At 60.9% G+C, this 19,326-nt stretch carries 17 protein-coding genes and 2 tRNA genes; 4 read left to right on the top strand and 15 right to left on the bottom strand.

All coding sequences use genetic code 11. From position 1 onward, the window contains the following. Positions 1-77: transfer RNA gene (locus tag OKB87_RS15370), tRNA-Arg, on the top strand. Positions 78-438: 361 nt separating this feature from the next. Here the strand turns inward: OKB87_RS15370 and pbpG are convergent. The 6 genes from pbpG to pepA form a co-directional block, all read right to left on the bottom strand. Further along, on the bottom strand, positions 439-1,266 hold the full coding sequence (pbpG, locus tag OKB87_RS15365) for a D-alanyl-D-alanine endopeptidase (RefSeq protein WP_011707427.1): 828 nt from the start codon (positions 1,264-1,266) through the stop codon (positions 439-441). Between the two features lie 139 nt (positions 1,267-1,405). Then, on the bottom strand, positions 1,406-2,071 hold the full coding sequence (locus OKB87_RS15360; RefSeq protein ID WP_016352045.1) for a DedA family protein: 666 nt from the start codon (positions 2,069-2,071) through the stop codon (positions 1,406-1,408). Positions 2,072-2,089: 18 nt separating this feature from the next. Continuing rightward, on the bottom strand, positions 2,090-3,382 hold the full coding sequence (locus OKB87_RS15355) for a hemolysin family protein (RefSeq protein WP_029302168.1): 1,293 nt from the start codon (positions 3,380-3,382) through the stop codon (positions 2,090-2,092). A gap of 186 nt (positions 3,383-3,568) precedes the next feature. Then, positions 3,569-6,421: a valine--tRNA ligase gene (locus OKB87_RS15350; RefSeq protein ID WP_270827913.1), complete on the bottom strand. Its 2,853-nt coding sequence runs from the start codon at positions 6,419-6,421 to the stop codon at positions 3,569-3,571. A 65-nt stretch (positions 6,422-6,486) separates the two neighbouring features. Continuing rightward, positions 6,487-6,942, bottom strand: coding sequence for a DNA polymerase III subunit chi (locus OKB87_RS15345; RefSeq protein ID WP_043171286.1), 456 nt, complete (start codon positions 6,940-6,942; stop codon positions 6,487-6,489). 162 nt (positions 6,943-7,104) lie between these two features. After that, positions 7,105-8,613 (bottom strand): leucyl aminopeptidase, encoded by a 1,509-nt coding sequence (pepA, locus tag OKB87_RS15340; RefSeq protein WP_005305141.1) that lies wholly within the window; start codon positions 8,611-8,613, stop codon positions 7,105-7,107. Between the two features lie 172 nt (positions 8,614-8,785). Between pepA and lptF the strand changes: the two genes are divergently transcribed. Both lptF and lptG read left to right on the top strand, forming a co-directional pair. Next, complete coding sequence (gene lptF / locus OKB87_RS15335) at positions 8,786-9,898, top strand: LPS export ABC transporter permease LptF (RefSeq protein WP_005305138.1); 1,113 nt, start codon at positions 8,786-8,788, stop codon at positions 9,896-9,898. 141 nt (positions 9,899-10,039) lie between these two features. Continuing rightward, positions 10,040-11,110, top strand: a complete 1,071-nt coding sequence (gene lptG / locus OKB87_RS15330) for an LPS export ABC transporter permease LptG (RefSeq protein ID WP_011707420.1) — start codon at positions 10,040-10,042, stop codon at positions 11,108-11,110. A 153-nt stretch (positions 11,111-11,263) separates the two neighbouring features. Here lptG and OKB87_RS15325 read toward each other — a convergent pair whose 3' ends face one another. Continuing rightward, on the bottom strand, positions 11,264-11,785 hold the full coding sequence (locus OKB87_RS15325) for an RDD family protein (RefSeq protein ID WP_164927748.1): 522 nt from the start codon (positions 11,783-11,785) through the stop codon (positions 11,264-11,266). Between the two features lie 143 nt (positions 11,786-11,928). Between OKB87_RS15325 and OKB87_RS15320 the strand changes: the two genes are divergently transcribed. Continuing rightward, positions 11,929-12,013: transfer RNA gene (locus OKB87_RS15320), tRNA-Leu, on the top strand. A 145-nt stretch (positions 12,014-12,158) separates the two neighbouring features. On the opposite strand, the gene OKB87_RS15315 is transcribed toward OKB87_RS15320, so the two are convergent. From OKB87_RS15315 to OKB87_RS15280, 8 genes are all read right to left on the bottom strand, one after another. Then, the gene (locus OKB87_RS15315) at positions 12,159-13,331 is read right to left on the bottom strand and encodes a phage late control D family protein (RefSeq protein ID WP_270827912.1); all 1,173 of its coding nucleotides are present in this window, start codon (positions 13,329-13,331) and stop codon (positions 12,159-12,161) included. Next, on the bottom strand, positions 13,328-13,819 hold the full coding sequence (locus OKB87_RS15310; protein ID WP_270827911.1) for a phage tail protein: 492 nt from the start codon (positions 13,817-13,819) through the stop codon (positions 13,328-13,330). The genes OKB87_RS15315 and OKB87_RS15310 overlap by 4 nt, the downstream gene beginning before the upstream one ends. A gap of 12 nt (positions 13,820-13,831) precedes the next feature. Beyond that, positions 13,832-16,555 carry a phage tail tape measure protein gene (locus OKB87_RS15305; RefSeq protein WP_270827910.1) on the bottom strand — a complete coding sequence of 908 codons (2,724 nt, stop codon included), beginning with the start codon at positions 16,553-16,555 and terminating at the stop codon, positions 13,832-13,834. Then, the gene (locus tag OKB87_RS15300) at positions 16,552-16,683 is read right to left on the bottom strand and encodes a GpE family phage tail protein (RefSeq protein ID WP_270827909.1); all 132 of its coding nucleotides are present in this window, start codon (positions 16,681-16,683) and stop codon (positions 16,552-16,554) included. Before OKB87_RS15300 ends, OKB87_RS15305 begins: the two co-directional genes overlap by 4 nt. An 8-nt stretch (positions 16,684-16,691) precedes the next feature. Next, positions 16,692-16,976, bottom strand: a complete 285-nt coding sequence (locus OKB87_RS15295) for a phage tail assembly protein (protein WP_270827908.1) — start codon at positions 16,974-16,976, stop codon at positions 16,692-16,694. A 63-nt stretch (positions 16,977-17,039) separates the two neighbouring features. Beyond that, positions 17,040-17,558: a phage major tail tube protein gene (locus OKB87_RS15290; RefSeq protein ID WP_270827907.1), complete on the bottom strand. Its 519-nt coding sequence runs from the start codon at positions 17,556-17,558 to the stop codon at positions 17,040-17,042. Positions 17,559-17,570: 12 nt separating this feature from the next. Beyond that, positions 17,571-18,749 (bottom strand): phage tail sheath protein, encoded by a 1,179-nt coding sequence (locus OKB87_RS15285; RefSeq protein WP_270827906.1) that lies wholly within the window; start codon positions 18,747-18,749, stop codon positions 17,571-17,573. Between the two features lie 171 nt (positions 18,750-18,920). After that, the gene (locus OKB87_RS15280) at positions 18,921-19,325 is read right to left on the bottom strand and encodes a tail fiber assembly protein (RefSeq protein WP_270827905.1); all 405 of its coding nucleotides are present in this window, start codon (positions 19,323-19,325) and stop codon (positions 18,921-18,923) included. Position 19,326: the final 1 nt, after the last annotated feature.

Genomic DNA, 19,326 nt, shown 5'->3' with positions numbered 1-19,326 from the left:
GCGCCCGTAGCTCAGCTGGATAGAGTACCTGGCTACGAACCAGGTGGTCAGAGGTTCGAATCCTCTCGGGCGCACCATATAGAAGACAGCCTCGACCTCGGTCGGGGCTGTTTTTTTATATGGCCATTTCACCGGAAGGGCTGACACGGCTCAGCTCGCGGTATCCTCCCGTTTGGCTCGAAAACCTTCATCCGTCTTGCCCTCAGGCCAGCAACCGCGTGACGAAGGCTTCTATGCCCGCATGACGCGCTACCCTGTCGCGCCCCCTTGCCATCTTCTCCCCCTCATGCTCGCGCTATCGCGTCGTATGGCTGTCTCCCTGCCTGAGGCAACCCTTTATCCTCCTTTGTGATTACGGTTCCCAGATGGGCGCAGGGGCGATTTGCGGGCAATAAAAAAGGATGCCGCAGCATCCTTTTTCATCCCCGTGGTGCGGAGTCAGCTTTTCAGCCACTTGCGAATGCGGTTGGCATCGCCGACCGGGGTGCGTTTGCCCACCGAGTTGAGCAGCACGATGGCCAGCTCGCGGTTGTCCGGCTTGGCACGCATCAGCAGGCAACGGCCGGCCTCGTCGGTAAAGCCGGTCTTGGAGAGGCGCACATCCCAGTCCGGGTTCTTCACCAGCGGGTTGGTGTTGTTGAACATCAGGCTGTAGGCGGGGGTGCGAAAGCGCATGTCCTTGCTGGTGTCCTGGGTGAACTCGCGGATCAACGGCTGGCGATAGGCTGCGGCGATGAGCTTGGCCAGATCCTGGGCGGTGGAGACGTTGCGAGTCGACAGGCCGGTGGAGTCATAGAAGCGGCTGTTGCGCATGCCCAGCTGTTTGGCCTTGTTGTTCATGGCCCGCACGAAGGCAGGGCGCCCCCCCGGATAGTGACGGGCCAGCGCCGAGGCCATGCGGTTCTCCGACGACATCAGTGCCAGGTGAAGGGCATCGCGGCGCGATACCTGGGTGCCCATGCGTACCCGCGAATAGGTGTGCTTGATGGCGTCTCTGTCGTTCTGATCGATGGTCAGGGTCTGGCCGAGATCCTGACGGGCATCCAGCACCACCAGTGCCGTCATCAGCTTGGTGATCGAGGCGATGGGGCGCACCCGGGTGGCATTCTTCTGGTACAGGGTCTTGCCCGTACCGACATCCATCACCAGCGCGCTGCTCGATTGCAGCTGCAGTTTGGCCGGGTTGGGGGCAGCCAATGCTGCTGGCAATCCCAGCAGTCCAACCAATGCATAAACCAGCGCCATAGCGCTAACCCGACACCGCATACTACCGACTCCATTCACGTCGAAAAAAAAGGCGCTAGATTCACTCATTTTTACCCTCGCTTGACAAGAGTGCCAGCGGGTAAATCGCCATTATTTAGCTAAAAAAAGGGCCATCTTGCGATGGCCCCGTGTATTTGTCTCAATCCCGTGGCGCACTGGCTTTGCGTTTGCTCAGCCAGCGCCAGATCAGCGCAATGAGACCGCCGACCAGCAGCACGATCGGCAGGCAGAGAATGATGCTGAGGAACTGGGACTGATACTCGGACGCCAGCTTGGTGTGGCTCAGGAAGTAGCCAAAGCCGACCAGCGGGCAGATCCACATGATGGAGCTGACCAGATTGACGATGAGAAAGCGCCCCTGCGGCAGCTCGGTCGCGCCGACGATATAGGGGTAGGCGGTGCGCACGAAGGCGATGTAGCGGGCGGTGATCAGGGTCACGATGCCGTATTTGTCGAGCAGGTAGTACACCTTCTGCTGGTGCTTCTCTTCCACATGGGACAGCAGCCGGTGGTAGAGCTGGGTGTGGCCCAGGAAACGCCCCTGCATGTAGCCGAGCCAGGTGCCGACGAAGGTGGCCAGGATCAGCAGCGGGATCACCCCAAGGGAGAGCACGTCCTGATAGATGAGCACGCCGGTCAGGATCAACAGGCTGTCGCCGGGCAGAAAGGCGGTGGGGATGAAGCCATTCTCCAGCACCAGAAACGTCAATAACACGCCGCAGACCATGAAGGCCATCTTGGGATCGGATAGCGTCACCAGATCCTGATGCATAAAGGCGTGAGCCAGTTGGTAAAACTGCTCCATAGTTGCAAACTCCGCAGGTTAGCTGGGTTGATCAAGCAAGGGCATGGCCAGCACCTTGTCGATGCGCAAACCATCCATGTCAACAATTTCCAGTTGCCACTGTTCCAGCGTGACCAGATCTCCGGTCTGGGGAACGCGGCCAAGGAGCAGCATGATAAGCCCTCCGAGGGTGTGATAGTGATGTTTTTCTTCTTCCGGTAGCCGAACCAGTCCCAGACAATCCTTCAGCTCAGGCAGCGGAATGAGGCCGTCGAGCAGCCAGCTGCCGTCGGTGCGCTGGAATGCCCAGTTGTCGTCGCCGTCCTCCTGCTGGAAGTCGCCGGCCAGGGTCTCCAGCAGATCCTGCTGGGTGACCAGCCCCTGCAGCTCGCCATATTCGTCCACCACCAGCACCATGTGCTCGGAGTGGGTACGGAAGTGGTTGAGCAGCTCGAGGCCGTTGAGGGTCTCCGGCAGCAGGCTGCCATCCTGGGTCAGCGCCGCCAGATCGATGGGCTCTCCCTTGATGTAGGCGTGCAGCACCTTGCTGACGTTGATGATGCCCACCAGTTCCGACAGGCTGCCGTCACAGACCGGGAAGAAGCTGTGGCGATACTCCACCAGTCGCTGCAGGTTCACCTCCAGCGGCAGGGCGAGGTCGAGATAGCGAATGTCGCTGCGCGGCACCATCAGTGACGAGAGGCTGCGCTCGTCGAGGCGGAACACATTGCGCAGCATGGTGTGCTCATGATCCTCGATGATCCCGGCCTCGGAGCCCTCCACCAGCATGGCGTGGATCTCCTCCTGGGTCACGTTGGCGCCACCGTCCTGGCTGACGCGCAGGATGCGCAGACTGGCCTTGGTGGAAGCCGACAGCAGCCAGACGAAGGGGCGGGTAAGGGCAGCCAGCCACATCATGGGGCGGGCCACCAGGCAGGCGATGCGTTCGGCGCTGAGCTGGCCGAGCCGCTTGGGCACCAGCTCGCCGATGACGATGGAGAGATAGGTGACCACCACGATGACCAATACAGTGGCGAGCAGGCTGCTGCTCTTGGGAGCCATGCCCCACTCCTGCAGCCAGAGTGCCAGTGGCTGGGCCAGCAGAGATTCGCCGTAGATACCGTTGAGCAGACCGATACTGGTGATGCCGATCTGCACCGCGGAGAGAAAATGGGTCGGATCTTCACTCAGTTTGAGGGCGATGGCGGCAGAGCGGCTCCCTTCGCTGACCATCTTGCTGAGGCGGGCCTTGCGCGCGGTGACGATGGCGATTTCCGACATGGCGAAGACGCCATTAAGCAAAATCAATCCAAACAGGATCAATATTTCCATACTGCAACAGCACTCCGAGTAGAAAAGATCGCTGGCAGTGTAATGAATTTGGGGGCGATGCGCTTGTGAAAGCGGGTGATTTGGCTCGCTAATTTTGCATGAAGAAGCGCAAAAAGCGCGGGGTGGCGGCGGGCGGGCAATAAAAAGCCCCCTGTAGGAGGGGGCTTCTACCAAGTCAAATCCGGCTTACAGCGCGGCGATCTCGGCCTGCTGGGCTTCCAGCTTGGTCAGCTGGAGACGGTAATCTTCCAGCTTCTCGCGCTCCTTGATGATGACCGCTTCCGGCGCCTTGGCGACGAAGGCTTCGTTGCCGAGTTTGCCTTCGATGCGGCCGCACTCGCCCACCAGACGAGCAACCTCTTTGGCCAGACGGGCCAGTTCCGCATCCTTGTCGATGAGACCGGCCATCGGGATCATCAGCTCGGTGGCACCGATCAATTTTTTGACCGACAGCGGGGCGGTTTCACCGTCCGCCAGTACGCGGATGGACTCCAGACGGGCCAGCGACTTGAGGAAGGCCTCGTTGTCGGCCGCGCGCTGGGCATCCTTGGCATCGCACTGGAGCAGCACGTTGAGCGGCACGCTCGGCGCCACGTTCATCTCGGCGCGGATGTTGCGGATGCTGACGATGAACTCCTTCACCCACTCCTGATCCGCCATCGCGGCTTCGTCCACCTTGGCGGCGTCGAATTCCGGGAAGGCCTGAATCATGATGGTGTCGGCGTGTACGCCAGCCAGCGGGGCGACCGATTTCCAGATGGTCTCGGTGATGAACGGGATGATCGGGTGGGCCAGGCGCAGCAGGGTCTCGAGGACGCTGACGAGGGTGTGGCGGGCAGCGCGCTGCTCGGCCTCGGAGCCCTTGGTCAGTACCGGCTTGGTCAGCTCCAGATACCAGTCACAGAACTGGTTCCAGATAAATTCGTACAACACGCCGGCCGCGATGTCGAAGCGGTAGGTATCGAGGGCGGTACGGAAGTCACGGATGGCCACTTGCAGCTGGGACTGGATCCAGCGATCCGCCAGGCTGAACTGCATCTCGCCACCGGCAAAGCCGCAATCCTGGTCTTCGGTGTTCATCAGCACGTAGCGGGAGGCGTTCCACAGCTTGTTGCAGAAGTTGTTGTAGCCATCCAGGCGCTTCATGTCCCAGTTGATGTCACGCCCGGTAGAGGCCAGCGCCGCCAGGGTGAAGCGCAGGGCGTCGGTACCGTGGGCCTCGATCCCTTCCGGGAACTGTTTGGCGGTACGCTTGCCGATCTTCTCGGCCATCTGCGGCTGCATCATGTTGCCGGTGCGCTTCTCCAGCAGATCTTCCAGCGAGATGCCGTCGATCATGTCGAGCGGATCCAGCACGTTGCCCTTGGACTTGGACATCTTCTGGCCTTCTTCGTCACGGATCAGGCCGGTGATGTAGACGGTCTTGAACGGGACTTGCGGCTGGCCGTTTTCATCCTTGATGAAGTGCATGGTCATCATGATCATCCGGGCAATCCAGAAGAAGATGATGTCGAAGCCGCTCATCAGCACGTCGGTCGGGTGGAAGGTCTTGAGCGCCTCGGTATTGTTCGGCCAGCCCAGGGTGGAGAAGGTCCACAGGGCGGAGCTGAACCAGGTGTCGAGCACGTCTTCGTCCTGACGCAGCACGGTCACGGACGGGATGCTGTGCTTGGCGCGCACTTCATCTTCGTTGCGGCCCACGTAGACGTTGCCGGCATCGTCATACCAGGCCGGGATGCGGTGACCCCACCACAGCTGACGGGAGACGCACCAGTCCTGAATGTCGCGCATCCAGGAGAAGTACATGTTTTCGTACTGCTTGGGCACGAACTGGATGCGGCCATCTTCCACCGCCTCGATGGCGGTCTTGGCCATCGGCGCCACGCGCACGTACCACTGGTCGGTCAGCATCGGCTCGATGGGCACGCCGCCGCGATCGCCGTAAGGCTGCTGCAGCACGTGATCCTTGATCTCGGCCAAGAGGCCCAGCTCGTCCAGCTTGGCGACGATGGCCTTGCGAGCCGCGAAGCGCTCCATCCCGGCGAACTCGGTCGGCAGGGCGGCGTCATAGGCTGTGCTGGGGTTGCCGTTGCTGTCGACCACTTCGGCCTCGGCACGCACGTGGGCGTCCAGGGTGAAGATGTTGATCATCGGCAGGTTGTGGCGCTTGCCCACTTCGTTGTCGTTGAAGTCGTGGGCCGGGGTGATCTTCACGCAGCCGGTGCCCTTCTCCATGTCGGCGTGCTCGTCGGCGACGATGGGGATCAGACGATTCACCAGCGGCAGCAGAATGTGCTGACCGATCAGCGCCTTGTAGCGCGGGTCTTCCGGGTTTACCGCAACGGCGGTATCACCCAGCATGGTTTCCGGGCGGGTGGTGGCGACGATCAGGTGATCCTGGCCTTCGGCAGTCTTGGCGCCGTTGGCCAGCGGGTAGCGCAGGTGCCACATGTGGCCCTTGATCTCGCGGTTTTCCACTTCCAGATCGGAGATGGCGGTGTTGAGCTTGGGATCCCAGTTCACCAGACGCTTGCCACGGTACATCAGGCCATCTTCGTAGAGACGGACGAACACTTCCTGCACGGCGCTCGAGAGGCCTTCATCCATGGTGAAGCGCTCGCGCTCCCAATCCACGGAGTCACCCAGACGGCGCATCTGGCGGGTGATGGTACCGCCGGACTCTTCCTTCCACTGCCAGATCTTGTCGATGAAGGCTTCCCGGCCGTAATCGTGGCGAGTCTTGCCCTCTTCTGCGGCGATCTTGCGCTCAACCACCATCTGGGTGGCGATACCGGCGTGGTCGGTACCCGCCTGCCACAGGGTGTTCTTGCCCTGCATGCGGTTGTAGCGGATCAGGGTATCCATCAGGGTTTGCTGGAAGGCGTGACCCATGTGCAGGCTGCCGGTGACGTTCGGCGGCGGGATCATGATGCAGAAGGAGTCTTTGCTGGTGTCGCCGTGGGGCTTGAAGTAACCCTGGGCTTCCCAGTGCTGATAGAGCGCCTGTTCGATGGCGTTGTGATTAAAAGTCTTTTCCATGGTCTCGCCGTATTCTGGATGGATGGATTCTGGTGTTGATTCGTCGTGGATCGAGGGTGGCACAGTCAGGGCTGCGCCGGATCCGGTGCGGCAAGGACGGGCTGATCCCTCATCTCGAGGGCATGGCCTGCCTGGCGATAGTGCTTGTAGCGCTCGCGGGCTTGCTGCTTTTGCGTTTCGTCAGTGGGGACAAAATCTACCACTTGAGCGAAGTGTCCTGCAAACAAAGGTGTCTGTTTGGCCAGATTGATGAGGCGGGCGTAGCGCCGTCGTGGCGGCTGGTGACCGATCTCCACCGGTGCCTGGCCGCTCTCACCCTGCAACTGGTGCGGCACGAAGCGCTCCGGCGGCAGCTGCCACAACAGCTCGTCGAGGCGCAGGGCCTGAGCCTCATCGTCGCAGAACAGATAGAGGTGGCCCGCCCCCCACGACTCGGCCGCAAGGCTGCAGGCGAGTCGCTCGACGGCAGAGGCCTGCGCGTCATCCTGTTCGCTCATCAGGTAAAAGGTCACTTGGCTCATCAGGTTGATCCCGTTTGCGGTGACGGATAATTGACCGCCGGTAAGGACGGGCAGGGGGTATTCCTGCCAACCCTCAATGAAACAAGGAAGAGGCGGGCCTCTTCCTTGTGGTGCAGGGCAACTTCCGCTCGCCCGATGGCATCGCCGGGCGAGGTGCGGAAATTACTCCTTCTCTTCGATGTCCACCCCGGACCGGTTCAGCAGGAACTGGGTCAGCAGGGGCACCGGACGCCCGGTGGAGCCTTTCTCCTTGCCACTCTTCCAGGCAGTCCCGGCGATATCCAGGTGGGCCCAGTTGTACTTCTTGGTGAAGCGTGACAGGAAGGCGGCGGCGGTGATGGTACCGGCCGGACGACCACCTATGTTGGCCATGTCGGCAAACGGACTCTCCAGCTGTTCCTGATACTCGTCGAACAGCGGCAGACGCCAGGCGCGATCACCCGCCTGCTCGGAGGCGTTGAGCAGCTCGTGGGCCAGCGGGTTGTGATTGGCCAAGAGGCCCGTGGTGTGGTGACCCAGGGCGATGATGCAGGCACCGGTCAGGGTGGCCACGTCGATCACGGTTTCCGGATCAAAGCGATCCACGTAGGTCAGCGCATCGCACAGCACCAGGCGGCCTTCCGCATCCGTGTTCAGCACTTCGATGGTCTGGCCGGACATGGAGGTGAGGATGTCGCCCGGACGATAGGCGTTGCCACCCGGCATGTTCTCGCAGCCTGCCAGCACGCCGATGACGTTGATGGGCAGCTGCAGCTGGGCCAGGGCGTGCATGGTACCGAGCACGGAGGCGGCGCCACCCATGTCGTACTTCATCTCGTCCATGCCGTCGGCCGGCTTGATGGAGATGCCGCCGGAGTCGAAGGTCAGTCCCTTGCCGACCAGCACGATGGGCTTGGCATCCGGATGACCCTTGTACTCGATGATGGCCATCATTGCTTCGTTGTCGGAGCCACGGGCCACCGCCAGGTAGGAGTTCATGCCGAGCTCGGCCATCTCCTGCTCGCCGATCACCTTGGTGGTGATGTTGTCGAACGCATCGGCCAGACGACGGGCCTGGGAGGCGAGATAGGCCGGATTGCAGACATTGGGCGGCATGTTGGCCACGTCGCGACAGACGCGCACCCCTTTCGCCACGGCCAGGCCGTGGGCGATGGCTTTTTCACCAATGGTCAGTTCCCGACGCGTCGGCACGTTGAATACCAGCTTGCGCAGCGGACGGCGCGGCTCGGCCTTGTTGGTCTTGAACTGGTCGAAACTGTAGAGGCCCGCCTTGGTGGTTTCCACTGCCTGGCGCACCTTCCAATAGGTATCCCGTCCCTTGACGTGCAGCTCGGTCAGGAAGCAGACCGCTTCCATGGAGCCGGTTTCGTTGAGGGTGGTGATGGTCTTGTTGATGATCTGCTTGTACTGGCGTTCGTCGAGTTCCCGCTCCTTGCCGCAACCGACCAGCAGCACGCGCTCGCTGAGCACGCCCGGTACTTGATGCAGCAACAGCATCTGGCCTGGTTTCCCTTCCAGGTCGCCACGGCGCAGCAGCGAGCTGATGTAGCCATCGCTGATCTTGTCCAGCTGTTCGGCAACCGGAGAGAGGCGACGCGGCTCGAATACGCCGACCACGACGCAGGCACTGCGTTGCTTCTCAGGACTGCCACTCTTTACACTGAACTCCATGGAATCTCCTACATCCTAAAGACAAAAGGCACCTTTTATTGAATAATGCGGTGCTTGTTGGGGTATCAGAGGCGGAGCGAACAGGCACTGGCTCCGCAGTTCAAACTGGTAAAAATCCAATATACGGCCCTATTTTTCAGGCATTCGACTAAAAACACAAGTTTACTTGGGAATGACTGTGATCGTTTTCCGATATTTGTTCAGGGAAACCCTGAAAACCCAGCTGGCGGTATTATTCGTGCTGCTGCTCATCTTCGTCAGCCAGCAATTCATCCAGATCATCGGCGATGCCGCCGATGGTGAGGTGCCGACGCGCCTGGTCTCCACCCTGCTGCTGCTCAACCTGCCCAACATGGCCCTGTTGATGCTGCCCATCAGCCTGTTTTTGGCCATCTTGTTCGCTCACGGGCGCCTCTACGCCGAAAGCGAGATGACGGTGATGCATGCGGTGGGCTTCAGCCACCGTTTCGTGATGCGCAGCGCCATGGTGCTGGCCTTGCTGACGGCGGCCGTCGCCGCCTTCAATACCGGCTGGGTGGCCCCGCAGGCCAAGGAGCGCGAGTACCAGGTGATCGACGAGTTCAAGGCCGATCCGGGGATCTCCTTCCTGCAGGCCGGCCGCTTCATGGAGCTCGACAAGGGCCGGCTGGTCGCCTACATCCAGGATCTCAACGACAAGGGCTCCAAACTGCAGAAAATCTTCGTGTTGCAGCGCTCGCAGGACGGCAAGCCGCCGTCGGTGGTGGTGGCGACCGAAGGGGTGGTCACGGTCGACAGCAATGGTCTGCAGTGGCTGACCCTGAAGGATGGCTCCCGCTACGAGGGGCACTTCAATACCCGCCAGTTCCAGATCTCCGAATTCGACGAGTACAGCCTGGTGATCCGCCAGCAGGAGATGGAGCGCTCCAACCGCAAGGCGGCGGCCAAGCCGACCATGGAGCTGCTGGGTACGCAGGACAACCAGCTGATGGCCGAACTGCAGTGGCGTCTGTCGCTGCCGCTCTCCATTCTGGTGCTGACCTTCCTGGTGGTACCGCTGGCGCGGGTCAACCCCCGTCAGGGCCGCTATGCCAAGCTGTTGCCGGCCATCCTGCTCTACCTCTCCTACTTCCTGCTGCTCAGTGCCGCCCGTTCTGCCATCGACAGCGGCCGGCTGCCGCACTGGCCCGGCATGTTCCTGGTGCCGCTGGTCTATCTGTTGCTGATCGGGTTGCCGCTCAACCTGCAGGGCACCAGCTGGTGGAACGGGGTCAAGACCCTCTATTTCAAGAGAAAATCGGCATGATGTTGCCATCTGGGAGTCTCTACTGATGTTTGGCATTCTCGATAGACATGGCGACCGGGTCATTTTGATGTCGCCCCCGCTCCATACGTCTGTATTTGAGGAAAAAATCAGCATGATGCTGCAACAGGGGGGTCTCTGCTGATGTTTGGCATTCTCGATAGATATATCGGCCGGGTTATTTTCATGTCGGTCCTGCTGTGCGAACTGACCCTGGTCGGGCTGGCGGCGCTCATCAAGTACGTGGAGCAACTGAAGTCGGTGGGCGAAGGCAACTACGACATGCTCAGCGCCCTCTACTATGTGCTGCTCTCCATGCCGAAAGAGGCGGTGCTCTTCTTCCCGCTGGCGGCCCTGCTGGGCGGTCTCATCGGTCTGGGCCAGCTGGCGACCAGCTCCGAGCTGGTGGTGATGCAGGCGGCGGGCCGCTCCAAGATCAGTATCGTGATGGCGGCGCTCAAGACCGCCATCCCGCTGATGATCCTGGTGGGGCTGATGGGAGAGTACGTGGCACCCATCGCCAAGCGGATGGCGGACGACATCAAGGCGGGTGCCCTGTCTGAGGGTCGGCTGACCGTGTCGGCTTACGGGGTGTGGGCCCGCGATGGCAACAACTTCGTCAATATCAACGGGGTGCGCAACGATGGCGCGCTGACCGGCATCACCCTTTACCGTTTCACCCCAGAGCGCAAGCTGATCGATATCCTGCAGGCGCAGGAGGGGGTGTTCGAGCAGCATCACTGGCTGCTCAAGCAGGTACAGGTGACCCGCTTCGATGACCCCAGGCAGATCATGAGCGAGACCCAGCCCCAGATGGAGTGGAGCTCAGAGCTCACACCCAAACAGTTGGGGGTGGTGAGCATCGATCCTGAAAACCTACCGGTGGCGGGACTGCTGGATTACATCGGCTATCTGGATGCCAACAAGCAGGATGCCGGGCGCTACAAGCTGGAGATGTGGCGCAAGCTGCTGTCACCGCTCTCGGTGGTGGCCATGATCCTGCTGGCCTCCTCCTTCATCTTCGGCCCGCTGCGCTCGGTCAGCATGGGGGCGCGGATGCTGATGGGGATCATGACCGGCTTCGCCGTCTACGTCAGCGATCGGGTGTTTGGCCCCATCAGCCTGGTGTATGCGGTACCGCCGATCCTGGCAGCCATCGCACCGAGCCTGCTGTTTGGCGGTATCTCCTTCTATATTCTGAGCCGCAAGCAGTAGCGGCCTGAAGGGCTGCTGACAAAAAGCGGCCATCGCTCCTGCTGCACTGCTGTTTGGTGGCATCTACGTCTATATCCTGAGTCGCAAGCAATAAGCGTGTCGGCCAGCAAAAAGGGCACCCTCAGGGTGCCCTTTTTCGTTGCTGCCACAGGATCAGCGATTGAGCTGTTCCAGGTTTTCCTGTTTGCCAAGCACCACCACTTCGCATTCGGACCAGATGTCCTGAAACGCGCGGGGTGACTTGTGGTTGAACAGGCAGAGCAGGTTGCCGAGGCCGAAGGCCGCCGTGGCCAGCCGGATCAGGGCCTGGGTGATGCGAATGTTGCTGCCGTCGGTATTCTGGATGCGCAGACGCCAGGCCCGCATGCCGATGGTCTGGCCGGCGCGGGTCCAGAACCAGGTGTAGAAACCGCAGATGATGAAGGCGAGCCAGGCGCTGTAGATGGGGCTGGTCAGCAGCCAGGCGGCGTCCTTGCCTTCGGGCACGGTCGCCATGCCGGTTGCCAGCAGCAAGTGTGCCACCCCCATCCCGATAAAGCCGGCGATGATCAGCAATGAGATGACCACCAGATAGTCATAGAGCAGGGCGCCGAGCCGGCGCAGCAGGCCGGCGGAAGGGTAGCGCGCAGTCGCGGGAGGGGTCGGTGTCGGTTGGACGGATTTACGCTTGGCCATCGTTTTTATTCCATTAATATGATGCGGGCATTCTATGTAACTGACCCAGCATCGGCAAGGCGTTGAATAAATGAGCAAACAACTGTGAGAGCAAGAAAAACACCTTGCATGCCCAAGCGCCATTCGTATAATCCCTCGCAGTTGCCCGGGTGGCGAAATCGGTAGACGCAGCGGATTCAAAATCCGCCGTAGCAATACGTGTCGGTTCGAGTCCGACCCCGGGCACCATTTAGAATTCAATGACTTAAGGCCACCAAAGCGGGTGGCCTTAAGTTTTTCCGCCGTCTAGTGGCGGCAAAGTGGCGGCAGAGAAATTTGATGATCGAGAAAGGCGGCAGAGCGTTGGCTCTGTCGCCTTTTGTTTTTGCTGCTGTTACTCGGTCACTTCTGGCAGGTCGTCGATGGCTACTTCGAGGCTGATGTTGTTGGTGTAGCCGCTGTTGGTCAGGCTGTGCACGACCCGGGTCAGTACCCAGCCTGCCTCGTCGATCTGCGGCTTGAATCCCCTGACGGTGGTGGGTTGTTCCGGGTAGAGCTCGGGGCGGCCGGTGGCCAAGGTGATCTCGAACTCGGCGACGCCACGCTGCAGGCGCTCCCACTCGGCGCGGGCGGCGCGCAGGGCGTTGGTCTGGTTGGCGTAGATATGGCGCAGCACCTTGACGTTCTCGCTGTCGCCGATCAGCAGTTCGCGGCCCTCCTTGTCGACGGTGGTGTCGTTGGGCAGTGCCTGCTCCTGCTTTGGCTTGGTCTTGCGTTTGCGTTTGAGGGTTGAGCCTTTGGTGGTGGCCTTCTTCGGGTCGTGCCAGTTGGCTGACACGCCGGTGTAAGCGTCACGGTCAGCCACGGCGAAGCGGTGCTGATCGCCGTCCTGGCGGGTGATGGTGACGGAGGGAAGCGGTTTGCCGCTGGCGGTGAGTCCTTTTCCCTGGCCGATAAAGAGCAGGCGACCCGATTTGATGGTGCTCAGGGCACCACATTGGCCGGCCAGGCGGGTGAGGAAGGCGGGATCGCTTTCGTTCTGTTGGTCGATGTGGTCGATCTGCATGCCCTTGAAGCGCTCGGCGCAGGCGGGGGTGAGGCCGTGGCGCTTGGCGATGGCATCGACAATGCTGCCGACGGTCTGCTGGTGATAGCTGGTCTGGCGCAGCTTGTTGAGGTCGCCGCGCAGGTCAGCTGACTTGCCCCGGATCGTGAGCTTGTCCGGGGTGCCTGAGTGCTCCACCTCGTCGATGGTGAATTCCCCTTTATCAACCAGCGGTTGCCCCTGCCAGCCGATCAGGGCGCGCATTCTTGCGCCCCGGCGCGGCATGGCCAGCTGACCGTCGCTGTCGTCCAGTTCGATGTCGATGGTGTCGGCGTCAAAGCCGCGATTGTCGGTGATGGTCATGCTACCGAGGCGAGGACGGATCGTTGCGGATACATCCTTGCCGTCGATCAGCAGCTGGTAAGCCGGGGCCTTGTGGTCGGCACCGGTGATGCTGAATTGCCCCAGTTGGCTGGTCAGGTTGCTGCTGACAGCAGAGAGCGCGTTATCTATCAGGCTCACAGCAGGCCCCCGATTTTGTTGCCTACGGTGCCGACGATGTTGCTGATGCCCAGCCGACTGGCAATGCCACCGATGGCGCGGCCCAACAGTTTGTTGCCCAGGCTCGATTCGTCGTCGTCCACGCGCTTGAGGTTCATGGTGAATTCCAGCTTGCGGGCTGTACCGTCAGAGAAGAATTCGGAGCGGGTGACGCTGGTGCGCTCGATGACGAAATAGCCCCGCATCACGCCATCCCCCTGGATCAGGGGGAAGGCCTGGCCGGTGGCAGCCATTTCGTGGAGCAGGTCGAGGGAAACCGGCCCACCGGTCAGTTCAGGGTAAAGAGTGCCAGAGAACACGGTGGTTTCATCATCCGGTCCGGTGAACTGGTAGGCCGGACGGGCACCCACCCGAGGGTTGCCCGGGTGGCGCCATGCGCGCTCATCCTGTTGTGACTGGGGGGCGAAGGTGGATCGCTGGAACACAAACCAGCCCAGGGTCATCATCATGGTGGTGCCTCCTTAGTTGGTGTCGCGCAGGCTGGCGCGGGTGCGCGCTGATGCTTGCCGTTCGCGGCGGTCCAGTTCACGGCGTACCTCTTGCGCCACATCGGCGCCTGATTGCCCCGGCTGCTGCACGATGCTGATGGGGGCGTGAATCTGGGTTGACCCGCCACCTCTGGCCGGTGCCAGCTTGGGTGTGTCTATGATGCGAGGGCTTGACCTGATGGCGTCAGACGGTTGGCGTAGCACTGCAGGCACTACCTGTTCGCGGATGGTGCGGGCCGTATCTGCAGGCTGGCGCAGCTCGGCAGGCACTACTTGCTCGCGTATGGTTCTGGCAGCCTCAACAGGTTGGCGTAGTTCAGCAGGCATGACCTGCTCGCGGATGGTGCGGGTGGCATCCTGATGCGGTTGCATGGCAGCCAGTGGCATACTGGCCAGCATGGCCGCTGATGCCATGGCTGCAGTGTGACGACGGCTGATTATGCTGGCGGGGCCTTTTACCACTTCTGGCCCATGTTCCCCAGCGATACCCCATTTCCCAGCCGGGATCAGACCGCCCTTATCGTAGAAGCCCGCGAACCCACCCTCTTTTTTGGCCTGTACGGCTGGTGCTGTTGATGAGTGCTGTACGGCTACTTTTGTTGGTGACCCCCCTTTCATCCAGTCCGGCAGGATGTCCGTGATGGAATTCACCTTGGCCTTGAGCTCTTCCCATTTGGCCGAGATGCCCCCTATCAGCCCATCTATGAGGGCTTTACCCGCGTTGAGCGCCCGGGATGGCAGTGTGGTCAGGTAGTCCCAGAATTCACCGGTGGCCGCTTTGCACTTCTCCCAGGTGGACTTGAACCACGGCCCGAGCTGGTCCCAATTTTTGTAGATGAGGTAAGCGCCGACGGCGACGGCAGCAATGCCCGCGATAATCCAGCCGATGGGGGTGGTGAGGATGGCAACCCCCAGCTTAAGAAAGCCCAGGGACAGTCCCTTGAGCAGGATCAGCAGGGGCCCGCCCATGGTCAGCATCATGCCCAGACCCATCTTGATGGCGGCAATGGGGCCCAGCAGGCCGGCCAGCACCAACAGCAGACCACCGCCCACGGCAGCGGTGACGGCGGTGATGGCAGCCACTTTGGTGAGGGTGGCGGTGAGCTCAGGGTTGGCTCGCATCCAGGCACCTGCTGCCTGAGTCATGTTGGTCACCTGCTGGATCAGGCCGCGCAGTGGTCCGTTCTGGGTTTCCAGCATCTGGATATTGAGGTCTTCCCATGCCGAGGTCATGTTGTCCAGATCGCCGCGGGCGTTGTCACCCATCACAGCTGCCATCTCTTTGGCGACCCCTTTGCTCTGCTGGCGGATCATGGCGGCATATTTGGCGAAGCCGCCGGCCCCGGCTTGGCCGATGAGTTCGGCCATCCCCGATGCCGCCTCTTCGCCAAAGATCTCTTTGTACGCGGCCAACTGGTCAGCGTTGCCCATCTTTTCTGTTTGCTTGGCGACCTGGGCCATGATGTCCACGATGTTGAGCATGTTGCCGCTGGCGTCTTTGGTGGTCACTCCCAGACTTTTCATCAACTTGTCGGCTTTGCTGGTCGGCCCAGCCAGCCGGTTCAGCATGGCGCGAAGGGCGGTACCCGAGTTTGACCCTTGAATACCGATGTTCCCCAGTAAGCCAGCGGCGGCGGCCGCTTCTTCAAGGCTCATGCCTGCCTTGTTGGCGATGGGGCCCATATATTTCATGGTTTCCGCCAACATGTTGAGGTCTACGTTTGAGGTGGTCATGGTGAGCGCCAGCGTATCGCTGACCCTGCCCATCTGGGCCGCCTCCATCTTGAAGGCGCTGAGGATGTTAGAGGCGATGTCGGCGGTCTGGTCCAGCCCCACGCCAGAGGCTTTGGCAAGGTCGAGCATGTCCGGCATTGCCGCCTTAATCTGTTTCGGGTTGAAGCCCGACATTGCCAAGAATCCCTGAGCCTGTGCTGCATCCATAGCGGTGAAGCTGGTCGAGGCGCCGAGATCCCGCGCTTGTTGGCGCAACATGGCGAGGTCGGCACTGCCCTTTTGCAGGCGGGTGAGGGCCTGCACCTTGGACATTTGCGCGTCGAAGTCGAGGCCGACCGAGGCGATGGAGTTAATTTTGTAGAGTCCCGCCGCACCGGTGGCCAACCCGGCCGCCCCCGCTCCTGCCATGGTGTTCCGCATAGACATGGTTTTGTCGTAGTTGGCTTTTACCTGGGCGAGGCGTTTTTGCTGGGCCGCCATGCGATCGAGATCGGTCCGTTGTTGTTTCAGCTTCTCATTGGCTGCAGCGGTAGCGTTTTTCAGGCGTTCCTGCGTCTTGGCAAGGTCTTTTGTCCCCATGGTCGCCGTCTGGAGCGAGAGTTTTACTCCCTCATATTTGGAGTTCATTTCAGCCTGCTTGGCTGATAGCTCCTTCACTGCCTTCTCAGCCTTGTTGTACTCATTGACCATCATTCTGGTCGGGTTGGCGGTGGCGGCGATGGTCTGCTTTACCTGCTCGAAGCGGTCTTTTGCTGTTTGCAGGTTGGCATTGGTGACGCCCAGCTGGGCGCCGAGCTGCTTGAAGCCGTCAATCTTGGCACTCTGTTTTTCCAGATCGCGGACTTTGGCTTTGGTGTCGGCGAGGTCTTTGGCGGTGATGCGGCTTTGGCCGGTGACGGCCTTGAGGGGGGCGGTGAGCTTGTCTACCGCCCCGAGCAGGATTTGTAACTTGAGGGTGCTCATGATTCGTCTGCCCCGTTGATGTGGTTGTATCGCTCAACCAGGCGTTGGTGCCAGCCCATCAGCTCGTCGAGCTCCATGGCCGCCATTTCATACGGCGGCCAGTGGGCGATAATGGCGAGGTCCGCCATCAGGTCGTCTACGCAGTGAGGTAAGCCAGCTTCTTGGGTAACAAAAAAGCGGCTACCTCCTGCCCCAGTTGCATCAGGTCAGCCGGATCGAGGGCGCTGGCTTCTGCCTCGGTCAGTACCGGACTGGTGATGCGCGGCAGCAGCTTGGTGAGGGCGTTGACGTCCATCTGCAGGATGTCGGTCAGGTTGAGGCCGCGCAGTTCACCGGATTGCGGTTTGCGCACGTTCAGCTCGGTGATGGTGGTTTCGCCGCGCTGGATGGGGGTATCGAGGGTGATGGTGCTCTTTTTCATCGGATGTTCCCTGTTCTGTATGTAGTCACGGGCGGCAGTGCCGCCCAGTGGTGGTGGGGTGGATTAGAGGCCCATGGCTTTGCGGTGTTCGGCCATGCGGTCGACGCCATCCGGCCCGATTTCGATCAAGTTGACGGTGTCGATTTCGTGGATGACGGCGCCGTTGATGGTCTCTTTGTAGTAGGTGCAGGTCATGCTGACCTTGGCCTGGGTGTTGTCGCCTGCCTTGAAGGTGCCACGGTCGATCTCTTTGACCCGGCCACGGCAGACGATTTCGACGGCGCTGACTTCGCCAGTGTCATCGCGCTGGACCGAGCCGGAGAAGCGGATCAGGGTGCCGTCTACTTTCGGCTCCCCGAGCAGGCCGATCACTTCATCGCCATAGCCGCCCATGGTGAAATCGACATCGAGGGCGCCATCATCCAGCCCCATGTCGATGTTTGCTATGCCCGGCATGCCGCCGCCGCGATAGGCTTCAAACTTGCGGCTGAGTTTCGGCGGAGTGAATTCTTCTGCGATGCCGATCCAGTTTTCACCCTGGCCGAACATGTTGAAGCGCTTGAGTTTGCGAGGGAGTGCCATTGTTGATGCTCCTTATGCGGCGGCCACGCGGGCGGCGAAGTCGACCAGGTAACGGTCGGTGATGCGCTGCTGGAACATGAGGTTTTCAAGCGGCGGCACGGGGGTGTAGTCGTAGTCGATGTAGAGCTTGCCGGCCTTGAGGGTGTCTTTGTCGTTGACCTCCTCGTTGTACCAGCAGTCGAACCCGATGAGATAACCGAGACTGACCAGCTCGCGGCCCTTGGCCTTGATGCCTTCGATGATGTCTTTGACCAGGGTGGGGGTCATCGGCTTGTCGACCGCCCACATGTGGGCATCGGCGATGGTGTCGGCGAGGATCTGGGCGGTGCGGGTGTAGTTCTCGAACTGGAACAGGGGATCATCAGAGCAGGTGCGCGAGCCCCAGAAGCGGAACCCTTCTGACTGGATCAGGCAGGTGACATCGTTGGCATTGAGCAGGCCCGCGTCAGTGTCGGGGTCTTGCAGGCTCCAGAATACTTGCTTGGTTACCCCTTCCACGCCAGTGACGGCGACGTTGGAAAGTGTCTTGTGCCAGCCCACTTCTTTGTCGATCTTGGCGCGCATGGCCAAGGCTTTGGCGGTGGCCCAGATAGCGGCCTCGGCATTGGCGGTGGTATCCCACTTTTTGAAGTCACCGTGCACCAGCATGACCTCGCGCTGGCCGAAGTTCTGGCGATAGGCCAGCGCCTCGGTCGGGGTGTTGCAGCCGTGGGTTGAGACGTAGGTGAAGGCGCGCAGCTTGACCGCCACGGCCGCCAGCTCAGTGGCCACCGGCAGGGTATCGAGCCCCGGCGCGCCGAGAATGCGCGGGGTCACGCCGGTGGCGGAGCTGGCCCGTTGCAGGGCTTTGAGGCCGGTGAAGCTGCCATCGGGCAGCGCCGTGCCGATGACGTTGGAGGTGGTCTCTTCGTCGGTGGCACCCTTGGCCACCCGCACCACGATGGTGAGGGTGTTGACGGTGTCGGCGATGGCCTGGAGTGCTTTGGCCAGGGTGCCCTGGGTGCCGGCTTTGCCAACGGCTTTTTGCACGTCGGTGATGATGACCGGGGTGTTGAGCGGGAAGGTGGCCGCGTCGGCATCGTCCGCATGGCCCAGCAGGCCGATCACGGCGGTGGCAATGGTGCGGATGGTGCGAGTGCCTTCGCTGACTTCGACGACGCGCACGCCGTGGTGGTAACTGTCGAGTGCCATGGTGGCGGTTCTCCTGTGTCCGGACGGAGGTGATCAATGTGAGCACGGTCAGGATGCAGGGGCGGCGCACGGCGGGCGAGCTGGTGCCGTTGTAAATGGCCGCTTTACAACAGCGGTAGGGTGACGGCAGGCAGAAAGAAAACACCCCGCACAGGGCGGGGTGTTGGTTGGTCAGATTACCTTTTCCGGTTCGGTTGGCCATTGTGGTTCATCCGGCCAGCCAGGCTGTTCTGGCACCAGCGTCAGCTCGTAGAGGCAGCGCTGCCAGTCTGCCAGCAGCTGGGTATGTTCCGGCTTGGCATATCCGCCGTCGACAGCGGGCTTGATGATGGCGATTTGCTGGTTTGCCAGCGTCATACGTGAGTTAAGCTCGGCGGATGCTTTTTCGTGTTCCGATTGTGGTTCCCGCTCCTTTAAGGTCGGATATCCCTCTACATCAACGATATCCATCATGTTGCTTAGGCCATCAATGAGCGTGTCATAATCACCTTTGTGCAGCTCAACGGCATCATCTGGAATCTCATTGATTTTATCGTTATAAAATCCATTGGTAGTGAATGAGTAGTAATAGCTCATA

It is taken from the genome of Aeromonas sp. Y318-1 (assembly GCF_027706125.1).
Classification (GTDB): Bacteria; Pseudomonadota; Gammaproteobacteria; order Enterobacterales; family Aeromonadaceae; genus Aeromonas; species Aeromonas hydrophila.
This window is presented reverse-complemented; position numbering and strand designations above follow the sequence as displayed.